The 18,789-nt window shown below is 39.6% G+C and carries 13 protein-coding genes; 1 reads left to right on the plus strand and 12 read right to left on the minus strand.

Features of this window, described 5'->3' with window-relative positions; all coding sequences use genetic code 11:
* Positions 1 to 41: 41 nt before the first annotated feature.
* The 5 genes from ACRWQL_RS00580 to ACRWQL_RS00600 form a co-directional block, all read right to left on the minus strand.
* Positions 42 to 686, minus strand: a complete 645-nt coding sequence (locus ACRWQL_RS00580) for a hypothetical protein (RefSeq protein WP_432363804.1) — start codon at positions 684 to 686, stop codon at positions 42 to 44.
* 89 nt (positions 687 to 775) lie between these two features.
* Positions 776 to 955 carry a hypothetical protein gene (locus ACRWQL_RS00585; RefSeq protein ID WP_432363806.1) on the minus strand — a complete coding sequence of 60 codons (180 nt, stop codon included), beginning with the start codon at positions 953 to 955 and terminating at the stop codon, positions 776 to 778.
* 331 nt (positions 956 to 1,286) lie between these two features.
* Positions 1,287 to 1,646 (minus strand): hypothetical protein, encoded by a 360-nt coding sequence (locus ACRWQL_RS00590; RefSeq protein ID WP_434949629.1) that lies wholly within the window; start codon positions 1,644 to 1,646, stop codon positions 1,287 to 1,289.
* A 73-nt stretch (positions 1,647 to 1,719) separates the two neighbouring features.
* Positions 1,720 to 2,361 (minus strand): hypothetical protein, encoded by a 642-nt coding sequence (locus ACRWQL_RS00595; protein ID WP_434949631.1) that lies wholly within the window; start codon positions 2,359 to 2,361, stop codon positions 1,720 to 1,722.
* A gap of 1,278 nt (positions 2,362 to 3,639) precedes the next feature.
* A complete protein-coding gene (locus ACRWQL_RS00600; protein WP_434949633.1) occupies positions 3,640 to 5,544 on the minus strand; it encodes an ATP-dependent helicase in 1,905 nt (634 codons plus the stop codon).
* A 288-nt stretch (positions 5,545 to 5,832) separates the two neighbouring features.
* Between ACRWQL_RS00600 and ACRWQL_RS00605 the strand changes: the two genes are divergently transcribed.
* A complete protein-coding gene (locus ACRWQL_RS00605) occupies positions 5,833 to 6,717 on the plus strand; it encodes a hypothetical protein (RefSeq protein WP_434949635.1) in 885 nt (294 codons plus the stop codon).
* Between the two features lie 145 nt (positions 6,718 to 6,862).
* On the opposite strand, the gene traN (ACRWQL_RS00610) is transcribed toward ACRWQL_RS00605, so the two are convergent.
* The 7 genes from traN (ACRWQL_RS00610) to ACRWQL_RS00640 all read right to left on the minus strand — a co-directional run bounded on the left by traN (ACRWQL_RS00610) (position 6,863) and on the right by ACRWQL_RS00640 (position 18,765).
* A complete protein-coding gene (gene traN / locus ACRWQL_RS00610; RefSeq protein WP_434949802.1) occupies positions 6,863 to 7,486 on the minus strand; it encodes a conjugal transfer protein TraN in 624 nt (207 codons plus the stop codon).
* Between the two features lie 20 nt (positions 7,487 to 7,506).
* On the minus strand, positions 7,507 to 9,900 hold the full coding sequence (traN, locus tag ACRWQL_RS00615; RefSeq protein ID WP_434949637.1) for a conjugal transfer protein TraN: 2,394 nt from the start codon (positions 9,898 to 9,900) through the stop codon (positions 7,507 to 7,509).
* 4 nt (positions 9,901 to 9,904) lie between these two features.
* The gene (locus ACRWQL_RS00620) at positions 9,905 to 10,891 is read right to left on the minus strand and encodes a TraU family protein (protein ID WP_432363838.1); all 987 of its coding nucleotides are present in this window, start codon (positions 10,889 to 10,891) and stop codon (positions 9,905 to 9,907) included.
* 29 nt (positions 10,892 to 10,920) lie between these two features.
* Complete coding sequence (locus tag ACRWQL_RS00625) at positions 10,921 to 11,076, minus strand: hypothetical protein (protein ID WP_432363820.1); 156 nt, start codon at positions 11,074 to 11,076, stop codon at positions 10,921 to 10,923.
* Positions 11,073 to 12,230, minus strand: coding sequence for a TrbC family F-type conjugative pilus assembly protein (locus ACRWQL_RS00630; protein ID WP_434949639.1), 1,158 nt, complete (start codon positions 12,228 to 12,230; stop codon positions 11,073 to 11,075). The genes ACRWQL_RS00625 and ACRWQL_RS00630 overlap by 4 nt, the downstream gene beginning before the upstream one ends.
* Positions 12,217 to 12,690: a signal peptidase I gene (gene lepB / locus ACRWQL_RS00635; protein ID WP_432363824.1), complete on the minus strand. Its 474-nt coding sequence runs from the start codon at positions 12,688 to 12,690 to the stop codon at positions 12,217 to 12,219. The genes ACRWQL_RS00630 and lepB overlap by 14 nt, the downstream gene beginning before the upstream one ends.
* A gap of 186 nt (positions 12,691 to 12,876) precedes the next feature.
* Positions 12,877 to 18,765 (minus strand): Ig-like domain-containing protein, encoded by a 5,889-nt coding sequence (locus ACRWQL_RS00640; protein ID WP_434949641.1) that lies wholly within the window; start codon positions 18,763 to 18,765, stop codon positions 12,877 to 12,879.
* Between the last annotated feature and the right edge of the window lie 24 nt (positions 18,766 to 18,789).

Here is an 18,789-nt window from a genome sequence, read left to right on the forward strand (position 1 = left end):
AGGCACAATCAGCCCCTATGGGTGATTGTGCCCATAGGGTTTTAAATAAAATTGATAGTTTCAGCTAATGACTCAAGTAAAACGGTACGAGAGTAACCTTCTAAATGAAGATCATCTAAAATCTCGCCAATTTGTTGCAACAACACTGTTAACTCATAAAATCCTTCACAGTGAACTGTTAGGTTTTTAAATAGGTGTTGTTGAGTGACTTTGACATTAACTTGTTCTTTGAACATTTCTGCAAAAAGACCAGACCAATGGTGAAACTCAAGCAGTGAATCGATTTCACTCGATTTACCGTAGCGTTTCATAATTTGCTTAACTTCGTGGCGAATGACGCTAACGTCATAGCCAAGGTGTCTTGCAATCTCAGCGAACTGAGGCGAGGCTTGCCAAACAACTTCTTCTTTGAAAAGTTCGTTGCCTGGTACCGCGTTACGCAAAATCTCCAAACTACGTATAAACATACCTTCTAACAGCATCTCTATATCGTCTTTTGTCCATTCTATATGGTACTTATTTGTCTTTTGTTCAAAGTGTGGATCTAACATCATCAAGGTCGAACATTTCTCGTTACCGCGAATCATTGAATCGACAATATCTTTATCCAACTGATGATGAATAGTGTCAGCGTAGAACCAAAATGGTTGGCTAACATTTTTTTTAGCATAAATTGATTTACGCATTGGTGTGTCCTCCAGGACTGCGAGATACACCAATCCCAGGCGGGGTTAGTGTCCCGCTTGGGTAAGTAAATAAAATTAGATTTTAAAAATTAAACAAGATCCATCAACTGACTCATTTCTGAGTTAGTACGGCAAAGCAATCGAGCAGTCGTACCGACTTTCGAATGAGTGCGTTTAGAATCGTGGAGTTGTTTAAGTTTCTTCATGATCTTCTGTTTGCGTCTACGTAAGTAAGCCGCTTTAGAAGAGTGTTGTTTGCGATTATTCATAACAGCCTCCAACAAATGCAAGGTCGTTTAAATACGCTTTAATAGATAGGTTTTTCATTGTGTTTCTCCAAAATTTAGAGGAACACAATCCCTAGAGGGTGTGTCCCTCTTGGGTAATTTACGAGTAGTTATTTATTTCTGTTGTGATTGACTCTTTTTGTGCGAATCAAAGGTAATTATATGGTAAATACCCATACAAATACCTCCTACAACAACGATGCCCATTGTGATATATGGCATCAAATTACTAATCGTTTCTGTCATAATAATACTCGGATTCATAGATAAATCTCCATATCCTAATTTTAACACTGTTCGGTTTCTAAGCAAACTAATCTTCACTGAGATTCCAAAGAGACCCTGATATTGCCGCAAACAAAACAAATAAGCTTACTCCTGTAGAAGCAAGCCAAAATGAATTGAAGCTAAAAGCTAAACCTAAGAAGGCCAAGCTCAATGGCAAAGTTAAAGCCTTAATGAAATCTAAGATAAACATCGCCAGCTCTTGTTCGTTGTCCTTACTCTTCTTTATTTGTGCATGTAAATTTACAAAAAAAGCGAATATGAAAAATACGTACAAAGCTATTTGCATAAGGTTTGGATTCATTTGCGCTGCAATCGTAAAGGCAAATAAACCAATGTTAAAAATATCCTCCGTATCAATTAATGAGTTGATTGATTTTTTTTTCATAAGTATTCCTTAAAGTTGAAACAAGGAATACCACCCTGCAGGGATAGAAATCCCTGTAGGGTTGAATTAATTACTAACCTTGGCGAAAACCACTTCCTTGTTGGAAGTTATTTTGTGGCGGTTGGTTATTTTGCTGCGGTGCAGGTCGATTTTGGTAACCTGACTGCTGCGGTGCATTTTGCTGCGGAGCAGGTCGGTTTTGGTAACCTGACTGCTGCGGTGCATTTTGCTGCGGAGCAGGTCGGTTTTGGTAACCTGACTGCTGCGGTGCATTTTGCTGCGGAGCAGGTCGGTTTTGGTAACCTGACTGCTGCGGTGCATTTTGCTGAGGTGCAGGTTGCTGGTAGGCTGCTTGGTTATTGTAACCTTGCTGCCGCGCCGCATTTTGCGGTTCAGAATATTCAAGAATCTGATTAATAATAATTTTTGCGCCAAAACGTTTTTTACCACCTTGCGGTTGATAATTGTCTGAGGCTAAAAATCCTTCAATCGTCATCTTATCGCCAATATTAGGAATAAAGTTTAACTTCGCTGGAACTATGCAAGACATGAATAATGTATCGCTTTGCTGCCATTCGTTGTTAACCATTTTTCCCTCGTTGTGGGCCAATGAAATTGAAGCACCGCCATTTTGTAATGGTTTGACTTGTGAAACATTGCCAGTGAAACGAATTGTATTTTGACGAGTAGATTGGTTTTGAGTGTGATTGTTCATAATAATTTGTCCTTCCAAAAAGTTATAAAACCCAAAAGAAAGACATTTATCCCAATGGGAAAAGTTGTCTCCCAGGTGGGTAGGTTAAGTTAGCTAGATAGCTCTCATATAACGTCATTCGCTTTGAAATTCGTTATACCGGTCATTGCATATTCGTAAATAGTGCAACCGCTAATGTTTCCCATGTTTAGCTGACATGCGTTTTATTAAGCAATTGAACGAGTACCAAAAAAGGTACAAAGAACAAGTGAATAAAAAAAACGATTGGTGGAACTGGATAAACATAAAGCGACTCGATTTAAATCGACTTAGGTTTATCGAGTGGCCAATGGACCACTCACGATAATAAACTCTCACCGTCAAGCTTTCGCTTGTATCGCTGTGACAGCGAAATTAGTAGCTATAACCGATGTTTAATAACGGCCTAACAATAATTTGGTTAATGATTAATGCTGGAACAATTAGCGCTGCAATAATAATAATTTCCATTTTTTTCACCCTTAGATAATTAATTAAATGTCTAAGCCTGCTGGCTCACCTAAGCGCTTTCATGCATAAAAACGATTAGGAGAGCCAACAATTAGAAGAACCCGAAGGTTCAACTAAGTGAGGCAAGTAAAAATTGATTAACGATATGCAATCCACATTAGTGGTTTAACAATCGTTTTGTTAATGATTAATGCTGGAATGATTAATAGTGCAACGATAATGATTTCCATGGTGTGTCCTCCAAGACATAAATTTCAGAGAACACAGATCCGCTAGGGGATAAATGTTCCCTAGTGGGGTTAGTTTAGTGGTTGTAGTCAAACGTAAGTTTGTTTAAAGAAATTGACATCACACTTCACGGAAGCAGATTAATCAATTGTCACTAATAGTCTCGCAAGTCTAAGAGCCGCTAGGTGTTTGACATGATTAGCTGACATGCGTTTTATAAATTTAATAATTACCTAAAAAATAGGTAGAGATTAAAGTTAGGGAAAACGATTGGTGGAATTGGCAAATTTGAGGTACGACAAAACATACCGTAGCAACCTCTTTGAAAAATGAAGTGACTTTGGTATGTGTTCGATTTATTGGTAAACACAAAACAGATTGTTTAGTGGTGTTATTCGTTTAATTCGAGATTCTATCTCTAAGGTGAACGGCGCTAGTCGTTCGGAGTGCGCATTTAATTTTATTTTTAGACAATTTATGTTGTCTATTAATGAATTTAACTTATTTTATTTCAGTAATCAAGCACAACAATCAATTTTCATCGTGCTTGATTAACAGCAATTATGTCACTGTTTCTGCTGCATCGTCAGACGTGGATTGCTCTTCCTTTTCGAGCATAGACTCTTTTTTTAATGCCTCTTTCATCACTTGGGACATTTCCTCTGGGAATGCCTCAAGCAAAAACTCTGACGGAGTTGTAATGCTATACCATGAAATATATAACGATAACTTGGCTCTAGTCATCGCAACATACAATAGGCGCCTCTCTTCTTCATAATTGATATTGTCAGGATCGGTTTTACTGTTTGTTAGCGGCAATTTATCAGCATTTGCTCCTGCTACCCATACCACTTCCCACTCCAATCCCTTTGCACCATGGAACGTTGTAAGTATCACAACATCATCATCTAGCTCTTTAATTTGGCGCATTTGAGATAACTCGATAATGTTGTCTATCCTGTTAGACAATTGGTGCTTCATACCCAATATAATCATTTTAAAAGTGTCAAAAAATTCAACTTTAGCTTTACTAAGTGTTGGATGAAAGATCTTGAATAAATCGTCTAGTATCACTTCAATTTGATGGCGACTTGTCTCACCTCCTCGGTTGCCATTGACTCGACATTGTTCGTGAAGGTTATTAGTAGCCTGGCTCCACATCATTTCTTCATTGTCAATGTGCGTAAAACCAACGCCTTGCGACTTGCTAACTATATCCAATATCACATACTGTTCTTCGTCCAGTTCTATGAGAATAGATTTCAAGTAATTATTTGCTCTGGGTTCAACTACAGTGAAAAGCAAATGCACCCAAAATAACATATGCTCATTTTGCCAAATTGAGGTTCCGTTTAGCCGCTTATAAGGTATGTTTTCGATTTTTAAAAATGCTTCAATTTCATTTAGTTGCTGATTAGTGCGAGTCAGTATCGCCCGTGACTCCAAGTGATGTTTTCGCATACTCGACAGCATGTATGACATTTCAATCATTTCGTCAGAAGTGGGTATTAGATAGATGTCTCCAGATGAATCTAGTGTGTTCATCGTTTTTGGGACTCTATTACTATTTTGTAGTACCACCTGCTCCGCTGATAACAAGATTTCAGGCGGGCAGCGATAACACATGCTCAACGTGAAGTATTTCGGATTAAAATCTTTTTTAAAGCGTTCAACCCCTTCCATGCCTAACGAGTTTCGCCAACTGTAGATAGCTTGGTCATCGTCTCCCACTACGGTAACCAATGTTCCATTGTCAGCGTGAGCCTTAATCCAATGGTACTGAGTATCATCTGTGTCCTGAAATTCATCACATACCAGCACATCGCATTGTATGGGCACAACTTCACCAGCAATTAACATTTTCGTGACTTCATTACACATTAAATCTAATGGCCACACGTTTAACTCACGCATCTTATTTTTGTAAAAATCGAAGTAATCAAATCCCATTACATTTTTAAAACGTTCAGCTTCTAAGCAAGGTTCTGAGTAGAGCCTCAACAATCTGCTTTTAACGATTCTCAACGTCATACCGAAGAGACCTTTTATTTCCGCGCTGGTAAACGGTTTTACTCCGTCGCCTGCTGGATGTTTCCTAACATTGTGTACACCGCACATCTGTTTAAATATAAAATAATTATACCTATTTTCTGACGGGCCAATTAATCTCTCCCTTGCTGCAAGTTCAGGATGCTTCATTACTTGTTGAATGATGACTGAATGGAATGTGCTGATGTATATGCGCTTGCGATTTGGGCCTGTGATTGATTTACCTACGCGCGCTTTCATTTCAATAGCTGCTGCATTGGTAAAGGTAAGCCCTAGCACTTTGATTTGCGGATTTTTGACTACGTTCCCGATATACGCAATCATGGTGTGTGTTTTGCCGCTACCGGGTAACGCAAGAACGAGATTGTGACTATCAATACTATTTGCGACAGCCAATTGCTCTTCATTTAATGCCATTTATACCACCGTTTAATAACTATTATCCTTGGTTGTAGCAGATAGATAATTTATTCAGTGCAAATTAGCACAAGCGGCGCATCAAAAATTAAAATAGCGTTACGAAATCGAATACCTTAATTTAAATAATCTACATCCAACAGAGGTACATTTGATTTATTCATTGTTGAGCTACAACATTGAGTAACCTACGCTAAAAATGATATATTTTCGACACTTACGCCTAGTTGCGTGATTAATGATGTTCAGTATGATGTAAGCAGATTAATTCATAACGAGAGATAAACAATGACCACTTTTAAAGCCCTAGCAACAACATTGTTCGTAACCAGCTTACTTGCGGGTTGCGCAGCCACTGACCCTTATACCCCTGAAAGCGACAAAGACTTTATTTATGACAATGATATGAGTTTTGCCATGAATGTCATTGATGGCAGCTTAGGCTTCCATAACGGCTTACGTGATGCGAATCGACCTGTCGATGCTGATACATCCCCTGGCGCAATGGATTACCTTGCCGATGGCGTTATTGGCTTTGGTGGCGGTGGCGGCTTTGGCGGTGCTTTCTTGAGCATGTTAGGTACGAACCAAGGTAATGCGCCATTACATACTTACTATGAAATTGTTTACTATCCTGTAGAGTCAAGAAGCAAAGAAAATATAAAAAGTGCTATTGATAAAATTGAGAATGAATTAATCGCTGTTGCGTTAGAAACTCGTGAGCTCGACTACGTTCGTACCGAAATAAACGATAAACACGCCCGTAAAGTTAAGTTCTCAGGAAAAAGCTGTGAGGTGTATATATCAAACTGGAAAGACCGTGGCTTTAAGATGAATGATGATGGAACTTGTGATTTTATGTGGTACCAAGCTCCAAAGCTACTTAAATTTTCGGACCAAGCACCTAACGGTAGTAAAGGTCTATTTGCCGTAATTGGTTTAGAAAGATTCTTTGCTGCAACATACTTAACTCTTGAACTCGACGAAAAATATTATTCATTTTCTCCAGTCATGAGAGGGCGCACTAAATTCCCATTCGTCTCTAATGGTAAAAAAGTGCATTTATTTATTAAGCCAAATAAAGAAGAAACCCAAAGTTACCTTACTATTGAAGGATTAACTAACATTGACCCTTGGATTAGCAAGCATTATCAAGGCAATAGCGCTCTATAACACTACTGCATTTCACAAATTAACGGCCTTGGGTAAATCGAGCAATCGATTTGCTCAGGATCGAAATTATCCTTAAGCTGATTTGCTGTGTCGCTCACATCACCATTAAACATATCTACCGCCCTATTTTCGGCGTTTACCCTTGTCATTTCCTCACAATCCGCATCCCCCCTTCGCAAGTGTTATTACCCATTGTGCGCCCTGTTCCCGTTAATCGTTCAATGTCATAACCAGTGGTTGAAAGAATATCGGCCTCATACATGGTGCTTAACCATTCTGACAAATCGAGTCGGTCAAAATCGATTCTGGAGAACTCATCGATGGTGAATCCGGGGCAACTTTGCATATTTTTTCCAAGCTGCTTTGAGCCTTGTTCCCCAATAATTCTTGCTAGCATAGAAGAATAGCAACACCAATCTTGACGTTTTAAATAACAAACACCGAGAACATCCTTCGCACAATAGCTACCATCAACTTTAAAACATTGCTTTTGAGCGATTTTAACACCCATATCTTGCTCATTTTCATCACATTGCGTCAGAATGTTAGCCAAAATTTTGATAACGTTGTAAATAGTGTATATCCAACCAATGAAACTAATTATACTTAAAAATTGGTTCATTCCTTCACTTAATATGGTATCCCCGACTTGAGTTGCCGCCTCTTCAGCCACATGCTCCGCTGTAGCTTCTTGAAACAACATCTTAGCCAACTCTTCAGGTAGCATATTGTTTAAGGTTGAATAAACCTGCTGCTGAATCGTATGCATCACGCCATTTATCGCTTCAGTTACCGATGCCCCCCCGTGGTCACGCTCTCGGCAACGCCACTCATAAACTCTGGATCACCCATCACAGAACTGGCAAAATCAACCACCACTTTTGAACCCGTATTCCAGCCATCAACTAACATAGCGGAAAAGTCTGAATACATGCCGCCTACTTTATCTGTGAAACCTCCTGACAGTGTTGATGAAACGGTTTTAAACGTTTCTGTTTGCATCATTTTGTAGCCCAACATGGCCATCTCAATGTAATTAATACCGCTAGGTGCATCACAGCAGTTATTCCCTAACCCCGACACTTCCCAAGAACAATACTCTTGCTCACCTGGGAAAATTTCACAGGTATTTGGATCTTTATTAACACAATTGGAATCGTCAGCCACAGTTTGAGAAATTGATGCCATCAATACGGCATTTTCAAAATCGTCACTGCTTTCTTCATCACCATAATCACAATCATCGCCCAAACACGGCAGCATGCCAGCACACACATTATTTGTTTTTGTGGTGGTTTTTTCATAAGGTTTTGAGACATCACATCTATAACTGTCCGAATACATGTAACAAACGTCATTTTGAGTATCGTGCCAGCCTTCAACACAAGTTTTACCAACTAATTCACATCGAGAATTGTCTTCGTATACATGGCATGAGCCTTTTAGCTGCTTGAACTCTTCATAATTGAAGCATTGCTCCTCAAATTCTTCGGTCTCTTTGTTCAACACTTGCACGCAGAAGTCATTTTGTTTTAAAGGATCACAACTATAACCTTTTGCATTAATCTTCCATGTGGCTACGTGATATTGTCCTTCACCATTATTATCACCCCCATATAATGCATCTGGGTTAGGATCATTTGGAAACATTTGGCTTATTCCCTCTATGACCCATTGAGGATAATTGCCGGTGTCTTGTTTAATGACTTCCCATTCGTCAAAGGTACAAAATTCGTTTTTAGGGGCACTCTCCTTAAAACATGACTCTCCAACGCAAGGGTATGGCCCAGGTTTCCAACCTAATTGCGACGCACAATTTTTAGGGTTTTGAGTATATTCACTGACGTATTGAGCTGTTTGAAACTCAAAATAGAAGTGAGCAGTTAGATCCCATGAGTCCTTGTAACTACCCAAAAAGGTATCTTCCACTTGCAAAATGGCTTTTAAGCCATTTGAACATGATGGCTCTTGGACAACTCTATAATAATCAGTCGTATCATGATCAGAGTTAAGTTTTGCTCCAGGCCATGATGTAGAGGAAAGCAGATTAAATGTGCCCGTTCCAGATGAACAAAAAAGGTCATAATCAACTTTTTCTATACTTTCTGCGTAAACAACACCTTCTTCGCCTTTTGCGGGCTGAGAATCAGATAATATTTTTCCTGTGCCCGTAACGAAATCAGCTTCTATTGTTAGCCTATGCCCCCATGAATGCCCAAATTTTGCACTTACGTTTACTCGTTCAAAATATGGATTATCTTTTAAGGTCCGGGTTACTTCGCAGAAGTTGAAGTTTTGGTGATTTGGTTTCTGGCAAACTTGCGGTTCCCAAACTGGCACTTGGACTATTTCTTTTTCGGTGATGGTTTCATCTTTACAAGTTTGTGCCCATATCCCTTTTCCATCTCTAGCATCCCCTAATGCATTGTTACCCTGCGTTAAAAAATAAGCATTACTTTTTAATCTTTGGGCAGGATTATCATTGTTCGCCTTGATGATCGAACGGTAAGCTTCCGACTCCATGGTTTTTGCATTACCGGCATTAAGATATTGCCTCTTCATATCATTAAGATAGGCATTTTCATCGCCGTAATTTTGAGGCGCGTTAAACTCCGCATCACTTCTATTTATCTGAGAACTAAAGGCTTCTTTTGCCTCTAAAGAGGTCTTTAATTCTCCTCGTTCATCAACTGGAACAACTGTTGTGACAATTTTGCCTTCTTTATCTCGCGCTAAAGTAACACTAGATTTTTCATAGTATTGGACATCAACATTGCCATTGGTCATAGATGGCACTTTGCCTTGCTGCTTGGCACCTAGACCATCATCTAAATATGCTTTGTACTCTGTAGCGAAATCCACATCAGGATATTGATCCAATTCAATTGTTTTCCCCACGCCATAATCTTTATTTAAAATTTTCTGCTCTAAATATGGGTTATTGGTTGATTGGTCATTGCGGTCCAGAATTTTGTTATATATTTCTGTACCATCGACATTTTTGGCTTCTTCTAACTCATACGTTGTTTCTAGACGTTGCTTTATTTCATCAACAGCATATACATCAAATGCGGTCATCGACCCCAGAATAGTGAAGAAAAACGCCCAATGTAACCCACCTGCCAACATACAAAACGATGTGACATAGGTGATTATAAGTTTCCAAAAATCATCTCTAACCATCAGATTAGCCACCCATCAAATTGAGGCAACATTCTTTAAATTGCCATAACATATAAACTGCATCTTCCTTGCCTGGTCGCATACGTCCACCAACAGGCAAACACCAAAGATTTGTACTTTGCCCCATAGGATGACAGCAACCTGATACATCATTCTTTGTTTCATCAGCTTCTGCTCTAGGGTAAATCATGCTGAACTTGTACTGTGAGCGTGGCGTAAACGGTGCATACGAAGCCTTACAAACAGCTTCTTCCCCCATGGTTTTCTTTGACAGACCTTTACGGTGCAATGAACTCACCATTCTTTGTGCAATAAGACTTGTTTGAGCAACAGTATCTATTTGACCAATAACACGACCTGTAAATGGGTATAAATTGCCATCACAACCAGCACAGCCGAAGGTGCTCTCAGGCGCTTTGTCTGCGGATACAAGTGCACAATCACTAGCGCACCAAGGCACAGCTAAAGGTGTTGCGAATAAAATAGCTTCAGGAGAGAGTAAAAGAGCCAAAATATCATTTGACCATGTTGGATCAACTTCTGATAAATACATTAAATCTAGATCTGCATAACCATCTTGGTGGCAATCGATGTATAAAATCTCAAGCATTTCCATCAATGGAAATGCAAAGTAATGAGATTGCCAAAAACCACTGTCATCTTGCTTAAAGCCTAAACCCGTAAAATCATCTTGTAGCGTGATACCACCTAATGTCGGAGAACACCAAGGTAATCGAACGGTCTCAATCAACCTAAGAGGGGCGAAATATGATAATTTTGTCCCGGCATACGGCACACCTATATTATCTGTGCAGGCGCAGAAAGGATTATTACTAGACGCACCTTCCGGTTTCTTCCCAATCCCCATTAGAGATAACCCTTCCGTAAAGCAGCTCCAACAAATTTGGTCTATTATCTTTGTCCAAATTTGAGCGTCCTTACAGATTGCGTTGGCGCTGGATGCGTTGGCACTACTACAAACGGATAGCATTAAGATTAATAGCAAAGCTTGTAAACACTTCACGACATTACCCCACTTACCAACTGACTAACCGAATTGCCAAGCCACTCGGCAAATAAAATGAAGTTGACTAAAATATTCGCAGCGATATCGGGATAGTTATAAGCGAGAAAAATACCAAGGACGACACCTAATGTCAGTGTGATTAATTTCATTGTTCTGTCCTCATTCCTTTTTCGTCTATCCGTAAAAACCCTTTTTCAACAGTGACCGTTGATGGCACAGCTTTTAATGCAAACTTTGTCACTAACTCTTTTTCGAGTAGAAATATCTCTCGCTTATATCGCTGCCTTAATTCGCTTAAATGTTCCCAACCTCTCGAAACATCTATTTGCGTAACGATAATCTGATCACGATAATCAAACTTATCTTGATGTGCATCGAGCCATTTAATTTGACGTGGATCTAAAGGATTAATGATGTAAAGCCCTAAGTAGGCCGAAGTTGCTAGAAGTGGATTAACGGTTGTTCCTTCTCTAGCTAAAACGACACCGGCTTTATTAACAATATCCTTCTGAACTTTAACTGTAGGATCGATGTAGAAAGTGTGATCTTCTAGCGTTGTATCGAGCAACGTGTTTGACCGTTTTTTCCAAAACCGGTCTACTGCAGATTTCTTTTTGGAATCCCAGTTGATATCAGCCATTAATTTTCGAATTTGCTCAATTAATGATCCTTCTTCTACAGGATAGGTTGCACCATAATCTCCAAAATCAGTGCTTTTCGTGGTAGTTTTCAACTTCTCCTTAAAAAAATCTAACTCTGAAAACCCATTCATTTGCACTTGTATGCGATTATCGTCAAATACCAGTGCCGGCACTCGCTGAATGTTGTACTGCTTGAACCAGGTTGGGCCAAATTTCACATTTGGTTTGATAGTCATATCTCTAGCTATTACCTCAAGACGCATCATGGTATCGAGAATTTTCTTATCACCTTCAAACATGCCGTTGATATAAACCGTTGTGTTAGTTGCTGCGGCATTTTTTAAAGCATTCTTAAATGCAGCATTTGGCATGGATAGGCTCACAAACATCATGATTGGTGAACTTGGCTTGGTTTCTTTATCTGTTAATTCAAGCGCGTCATTAGTAATTGCATTAACTTGTGTTTGAGCATTATTTAAAAAAGTTTCGACATCCTTAGATGTTGCTTTTTGCTCCCCCGACAAATCTAACCCTTCAAACCAACCGTTGAGCTTGGCTTTCGCTATCGCCTCTTCAGCCGTCACTCCTGAATCGACAGTATTTGCCAATCCAATGTGGCTAAAACACAATGGAATAAGGCACAACCACTTACAAAATCGCATACGCATTCCCTATTACATCCTTTTTGCTAATCACGCCCCAAAATCTAGAGTCATATGACAAATATGTTTCTCCAACAACGAAATACTCATCGTCACCAAGTATCAATTCACGCTCAACACTTGCCGCGTCTAGCTCCAATTTCATCAGCAGTGTTTTCATGTCGTTCTTATATTCATTGTCATTAACAAACACTGAAGAAACGGTAATCTTGATATTGTCGCCAGGCATCCCAACTAATTTTTTAATCCAGCGTGTACCTTGATGAAAGTACGGTGTTTCTGTGGGCAATTTAAAAGCGATAAGTCGCTCTCGGTTAAGGCTGTTATCCGATTTATCAACTAAAAAATAACTCGCGTTCAGACATGAATATTCTTGGGTAGGTACAGCGAAGGTGAACATTGAGTTAAATCCCAACACAAATCCTGCTATCAATGTAAAACTGATAATCACATCTCTCATTTCACACCCCATATAAAATCTAACAAAACGATTTTAAATGGGTTTTGGATGCAATAATTAAATTAGCGTTGCGAATTTGACCATCTTAATTGAATTACACCGGTTAGATTTATATGTAAAAATAAAAAAGGCAGTATTAAATTAGTTAAATTTAATACTGCCTATTTCATAAGTTATAGATAATTTTTAGAAACTGGTGTGGCCGACTCCTTTACCACCAGCATCGTCATTTGCCTCAATTGTAATCGTGGCTCCATTTGGATAATCGTGCTCAGTAAACCTAACTTGAGGCCCGTATGGACTGAACACCATTCCATTTACCACCCACTTGTAGAATGTAATACGACCATCTTCATCTTTACAGTTAGCATCAACGATATACGTACCATACTGACTACGAACCGATGGCGCGCAAGTAGGGAGCTTGTTAGCAACAACATCAACAGAGAAAGTGGTTTGACCTACTTGCCCAAAGTTAGTTTTTACATCCAAGATAATGTCATAATGACCTTCTACTAATTCATTAAACGCGCCTACTGCTCTACTTGATGGCTCACTTTTCACACCGTTCACAGTCCAAGTGTATTCCTTCACAAAATCATATGGATGCCCAACCTTTACATTAGGATAAATTGAAGCGGTAAGTGGGGCTCGCATGAATTTGTTTGAATAAACTTCATTCAACACAAAAGACAGATCATTAGGTTTCTGTGCTTCAACATAGTTTTTAATGTGAGCAAAGTTGCCTCGGTTGTCTGAGACTGTAGCCATAATTTCATGGACTCCGGCTTGGATTACATTGAAGTTCATTCCTTTACCATTTGATGATACTTTTTTAATCACCGTATCATCAAACGTCCAATCATATGTAAATACGACTCCTGGCGCATTAATGTATGGCATATTAACCGTGGCGTAGCCGCTTGATGGTACGAACTTCACGTTATTGTTAACAGTCAAACTAAGATCACTTTCACTCGGAAACGAATAGCTGAATGTGTTCATCACAGCATTGGCTTGGCCAAGAGTGACATCTTTAAATCCATCTAACCAAGATCTAGCGACTAAAGTAACTCGCTTAGAACTATCAAGATCACTTTCTTGCAACGTGTAAGTGATTTCCTTTTGGTCCTTTATTACTGTGCCATCAGGAAGTAACCACTCGGTAAATAAATCGACACCAGTTGAAGCAAACGGATTCGACACTAACATTTTAAGTGCTATCTCACTATCAACTTCTGCCATACTCGGCCTTACAACATTTAGCGTAATTGGCTTTGGTTTCGTTACAGAAATATATTTCACAGCCGTTGCCCATTGATCCATCTGAATTTCATCAGAGGTATTGGCATACTTCATGCGACCGTAAACGCGAACACTCGAATTTTCAACATTTACATTATATGTTGCAAAGCCTTTCTCCCATGTTTCACCGTCCATCGACCATTCATATACAGCATCTGATAGAACTCCACCACTCACATCCACAGCGGTTAACTCTAATGTTTGGCCTGAAATCGCTTGAGTTACACCGTCAATTCTCATTTTAGGCTTATCAAATGATATCAACCTTAGTGTTTCAGTCTCTGTTACAGCGCCAGTCTCTTTGTTAGTGATTACAGCTCTAACATCAATGGTTTCAGGCTCAACCGATTTAACAGATACATATTGACGCCCTGTTAACTCCGTCATATCAACCCAAGAGCCACTCACATCGCGCTGCCATTTTATTTCTCCCATGACCATAAAATCTTGGAATGATTCAGTATCAAATCGCAAATCAAATGCTGCCGGTATACGAGAGTGAACAACCCTAGAAACAATTTCACCATCAACAGCTGTGCCTTTTACCACTGTAATACTTCGTGGAATAGACACTCGCGTAATTTCAACTTCAGGATAAGGCGAGCGCGCTTCAGCTACAGCATAAACAGCCTCATTTCGATTAAAAATAGTATCGGCATCTATTTGAATCACGCCTTTTCCATTTGTCCCGATCTGAATTGCATCTGAAATCGGCTCATAATCTTTGCCTTTCTTGAACGCAAGATACACATCCCATCCAGTGCCCATTGTTTCAATACTGTAATCGAATGTATTAGTAAGATTATTCTTAATGCCTAAACTGATTGTTGCATTAATTTTTTCAGTTGAGGCATAACGAGTATCATCCAAATCCATTAAAACTTGCATATATGGATGTGGTGTAACCACAAGTTCAAAATTCACTGTTGTTGATAGTTCAGGCGCCAAGCGATATGCGCCTTTTAGGGTATACGGAACCTTATCCCATAGTTTAGCACCGCCCAATTTATCAGCATAAGCTGAGAAGTTTTGAATCTCTCCGAACGGTAATTGATTGTGTTTATATTGCTTCATATCGCCAGCATTCGTCGTTAAATCAATATCAACGTTAGCTCGTGAAGATGTGCCTTGATATCTACCTATTTGCCGATCAAGAACTGAAATGCTATACACATCTTGCCCTAACTTTAAGCGCTCATCTAGTTTGATTGTGATCGGTGCCGGTGGTAACGCTTCGAACGTGACTTCGCCTTGACTCACAACACTTGTCACCCCTGACTTGTTAACTACGTAAGCTATATATGCAGCGGTGTTTTGTCCTAGATTACTAACCCCACCTTTGGCTACTGATTGATAACTGCTACTTTCAGTAGTCATGCCATCGGGTATTTTCGACCATTCGACATAACATGTATGATTTCTCTCGTTGGCCGCAAGTGCTGCTGCTGCTTTAGTGCCGTATATATCACAGCGCACCCCTTTCGTCCGACTAACTATTAATCCCACATCTTCAACTAATTGAATTACAGTCTGCGGCTTGCGTTGGAAATTAAATTCCATCAAGAGGTAGTTAAGTGGAATAGTTACCTTAGTTGTTGCGCCAGTTGAGTCTTTTGCTTCTACTTCAAGTTCATATCGTTTATTTGCCGATAAATCGAAGCCGTTTCCGGTTAGCAGTCTAAAATGTCCTTCTTCATTTGATGACGTCGCATCTCGACCATCAATTTTTACACTGGTAATTTGCGAGTCACCTACTAATCCGTTATGTGCAACAATCATAAGGTCGTCTAGCATTAACACCGAAGGTGTACTGCTTCCTCCAACTAACACTTTTTTATTGAACACTTTTATTTGCGGTGCTGGAGTCGGTACTTTTACATCCTCTACCGTTGTAATCGTTGTGTTATTAAAAGCATCACTCGCCGTTATTTTTACATTGTACGAGCCTGGCGTTAGCGATGACATATTAAATGAATACGCTGCGCTATTTTCCCTTTCTTCTACCTTGTTACTACTTAGCTTTACCGTTCCTTCGATACTTTGTGGCACATCAAATAACACATCCATATCATCTACGTTTATAACGCTAACACTTTCCTTCCCATCGACTGAACTAAACTCAAACTCTACTTTGTTTGGTCTCCACCAGCGTTCGGTAGCAGGTAAATTATCTCGGAAATTTTTAATACCTACACTGCCAGAACCACCATTAACAATAACTGGAAACCCTAATTCATTATTTGTAACTGACTCACCTGCTCTATCGCCGTTGAAAGTAGAAAATTGGACTTGTGGGCCTCTAAAATCGTGATTAATTACCCAAGATTTAGAAGTTAACTCACCTTTGTCCCATCCACCAACTTTACTGTTGGCCCATACTTTATATGTAGATGAAAACTCTAAATTATTGACATCTAGAGAAAATGCAACGTCACTGTAAATATTACAAGATTTCCCCTTTGATGCGACCGTACACGAACCAACACCCTCAATCTCAATTAATTGTTCATATGATCTTTCTTCTACAAGCACTGATGTTAAGTTTATTTTGCTATTTGCATCATAGTTCGAAACCTCAAATCCCCGCACAACCTGATTCATTAAACGAGTAGTTATATCGTTTACAGTGGGCATTGTTGGCATGGCCACATTGATATTGATTTCACCTTCACTAACGATGATAGGGTTATTTGCTAATCCGCTAAAAGTCTTCAATTGATAACCAACTACCTGCTCGCCGGCTTCCGCGAAAATTCCCGTTAATTTGTTGTCTTTTCCTGTTATGCCACGTGGTAAGTTCATCCAACTAACGGAACAAAGTATATTCCCTTTTGAAATGACGCCCTTAGCTTGCATATCGGTAGCAACTAAACGACAACCTCCATCTACGTCAATAGCTAGCTCATTAATTTCTAAAACAAGCGCATCAAAATTTTTCGTTGCCAATGTGATAGCTGATGATTCAGTAACAAACTTTCCTTCAAAGGACTTTGCTTCTACTGCGCCTCCTCCTACGCCTGCTGGTAATTCTTGCGTATACTTACACTGGCCTTGACTAACAGAATATGGTGCATTACATGATTGCGTTGCCGGTATAGACACATCAAGACTACAATTTGCGCCATTGGAAATCATTCCAGATCCACAATAGTCATAAACAACTCCAACCTGGTGAGAAAACTTACATTCTCCGTTATCTAAAACGTAATTTAACGGACACGCTTTCAGTATAGGCGATGTCTCTTTGCCTTCACACATCCAACTCGATACGTTCAAAGTTGTATCTGATGGACAAGTACAGGAGTTCTCACTCAATAAACCACCTTCACAAATTGCAGCTTTAAATACATCACGCTCACATTGCGCACCATTACGCACAAAAGTTTCACTACAACTTTCCATTTGATTTGCTATTGATGTCATCGTACAAATATTTCCTGTACGAACGTAGTTTGCGGGACATGTACCTATTAAATTCGTATTACTTAAACGACTACATTGCGTTTCTGAGATCTTACTAAAGCTATTATCATCACAAACCCACTCTGGATTTTCTGTCACCGAAAATGAACAGTCGTTGCCGTTAGGTGCATATCCCGGCTTACAATAAGCTTCTAGTGAGGTACTATTACGACATGCGCCATCTGCATACGTTTCCCCATAAGGACAATAGTAAGATGGAGACCTTGTATCATTTGGGTTTACACAGGAGTTTGGAGCCATAAGCTGGCCAGGGCTAGGGCAAATATATGGTGCTGATACCTGGTGAGGCTGGACAAAAATACAAATCTGATTCACACCGTCATAATAATACCTCAGACCACCGGCATCAAGACACTGCTGCTTACCTTGATTTGATATATAAGCTTGGCTATCCGTACATTTACCAGTATTCCATTTATCTTTCGTAAATCCAGATGGACACACATAATAAGGATCTGGCACCTGATTAACCACTCTGTAACAACTCCCACCTACGTCACGATACCCTGAAGGGCATTCTGGATAACCTGTCGAACCGCTACTTAAATAACAGACGCTTCCTGATCGGTAATACCCAGTTGGGCAAGAAAATGATGCCGGTTCCGAGCTGGTTTTTTCGCATCGTTTGTTTATTGCCGAATATGAGAAACCAGACTGACATTTTGCTACTGTTGGTAAATACTCTGCTTTGGAGCAAGTTCCGTTACCATTAGACGTGAGCCCTTCCGGGCAGCTTTCTTTTGCTATCGTGCTTTGCTGAATACAGTTACTTAGATCACCCGTTGGTTGCCAACTTAAATCAGGACACGTATACGTTAAATTTGTTGTGTTGACCTTCAAACAAACATTTTTTGCCTGATCATATTTGTACTCATCTGAACAGAGTTGTGCTGTAACCTTGGGCACATCGATAATGTATCGATCACTGGAGTTTATATCTGACTTTTCGGGGTAGGCTGGGATTTTTATTGCGCCATTGGTAGTTGTTAAGTCTTGAACAATGCTTAACGTACTTCCTGGCGCTAGGGTTTTTCCTTGGATAATAAGCGAATTTTTAGCTGAAGCATCTAAGCTAAGTATGATTTCAGTCATACCTTTGGCCACTTCGCCTTTGGAAGTCATAATTGGTGATGTTTCAATGACCGTCACCGGCTGATCCGTTCTATCTAAAACCAACTTATCTAGTGCCAACGCTTTAACATCTGGCAGTAAAGTGTTGGCACTAGCTAAAACCCCACCACTCAAGACCATCAATAGTAAGCAGAAAAATGCCGATCTGATATTCATCCAAACTCTCCATAAAATACGATT

Origin of the sequence: Shewanella sp. HL-SH4 (assembly GCF_051164845.1) — a bacterium.
Classification (GTDB): domain Bacteria; phylum Pseudomonadota; class Gammaproteobacteria; order Enterobacterales; family Shewanellaceae; genus Shewanella; species Shewanella glacialimarina.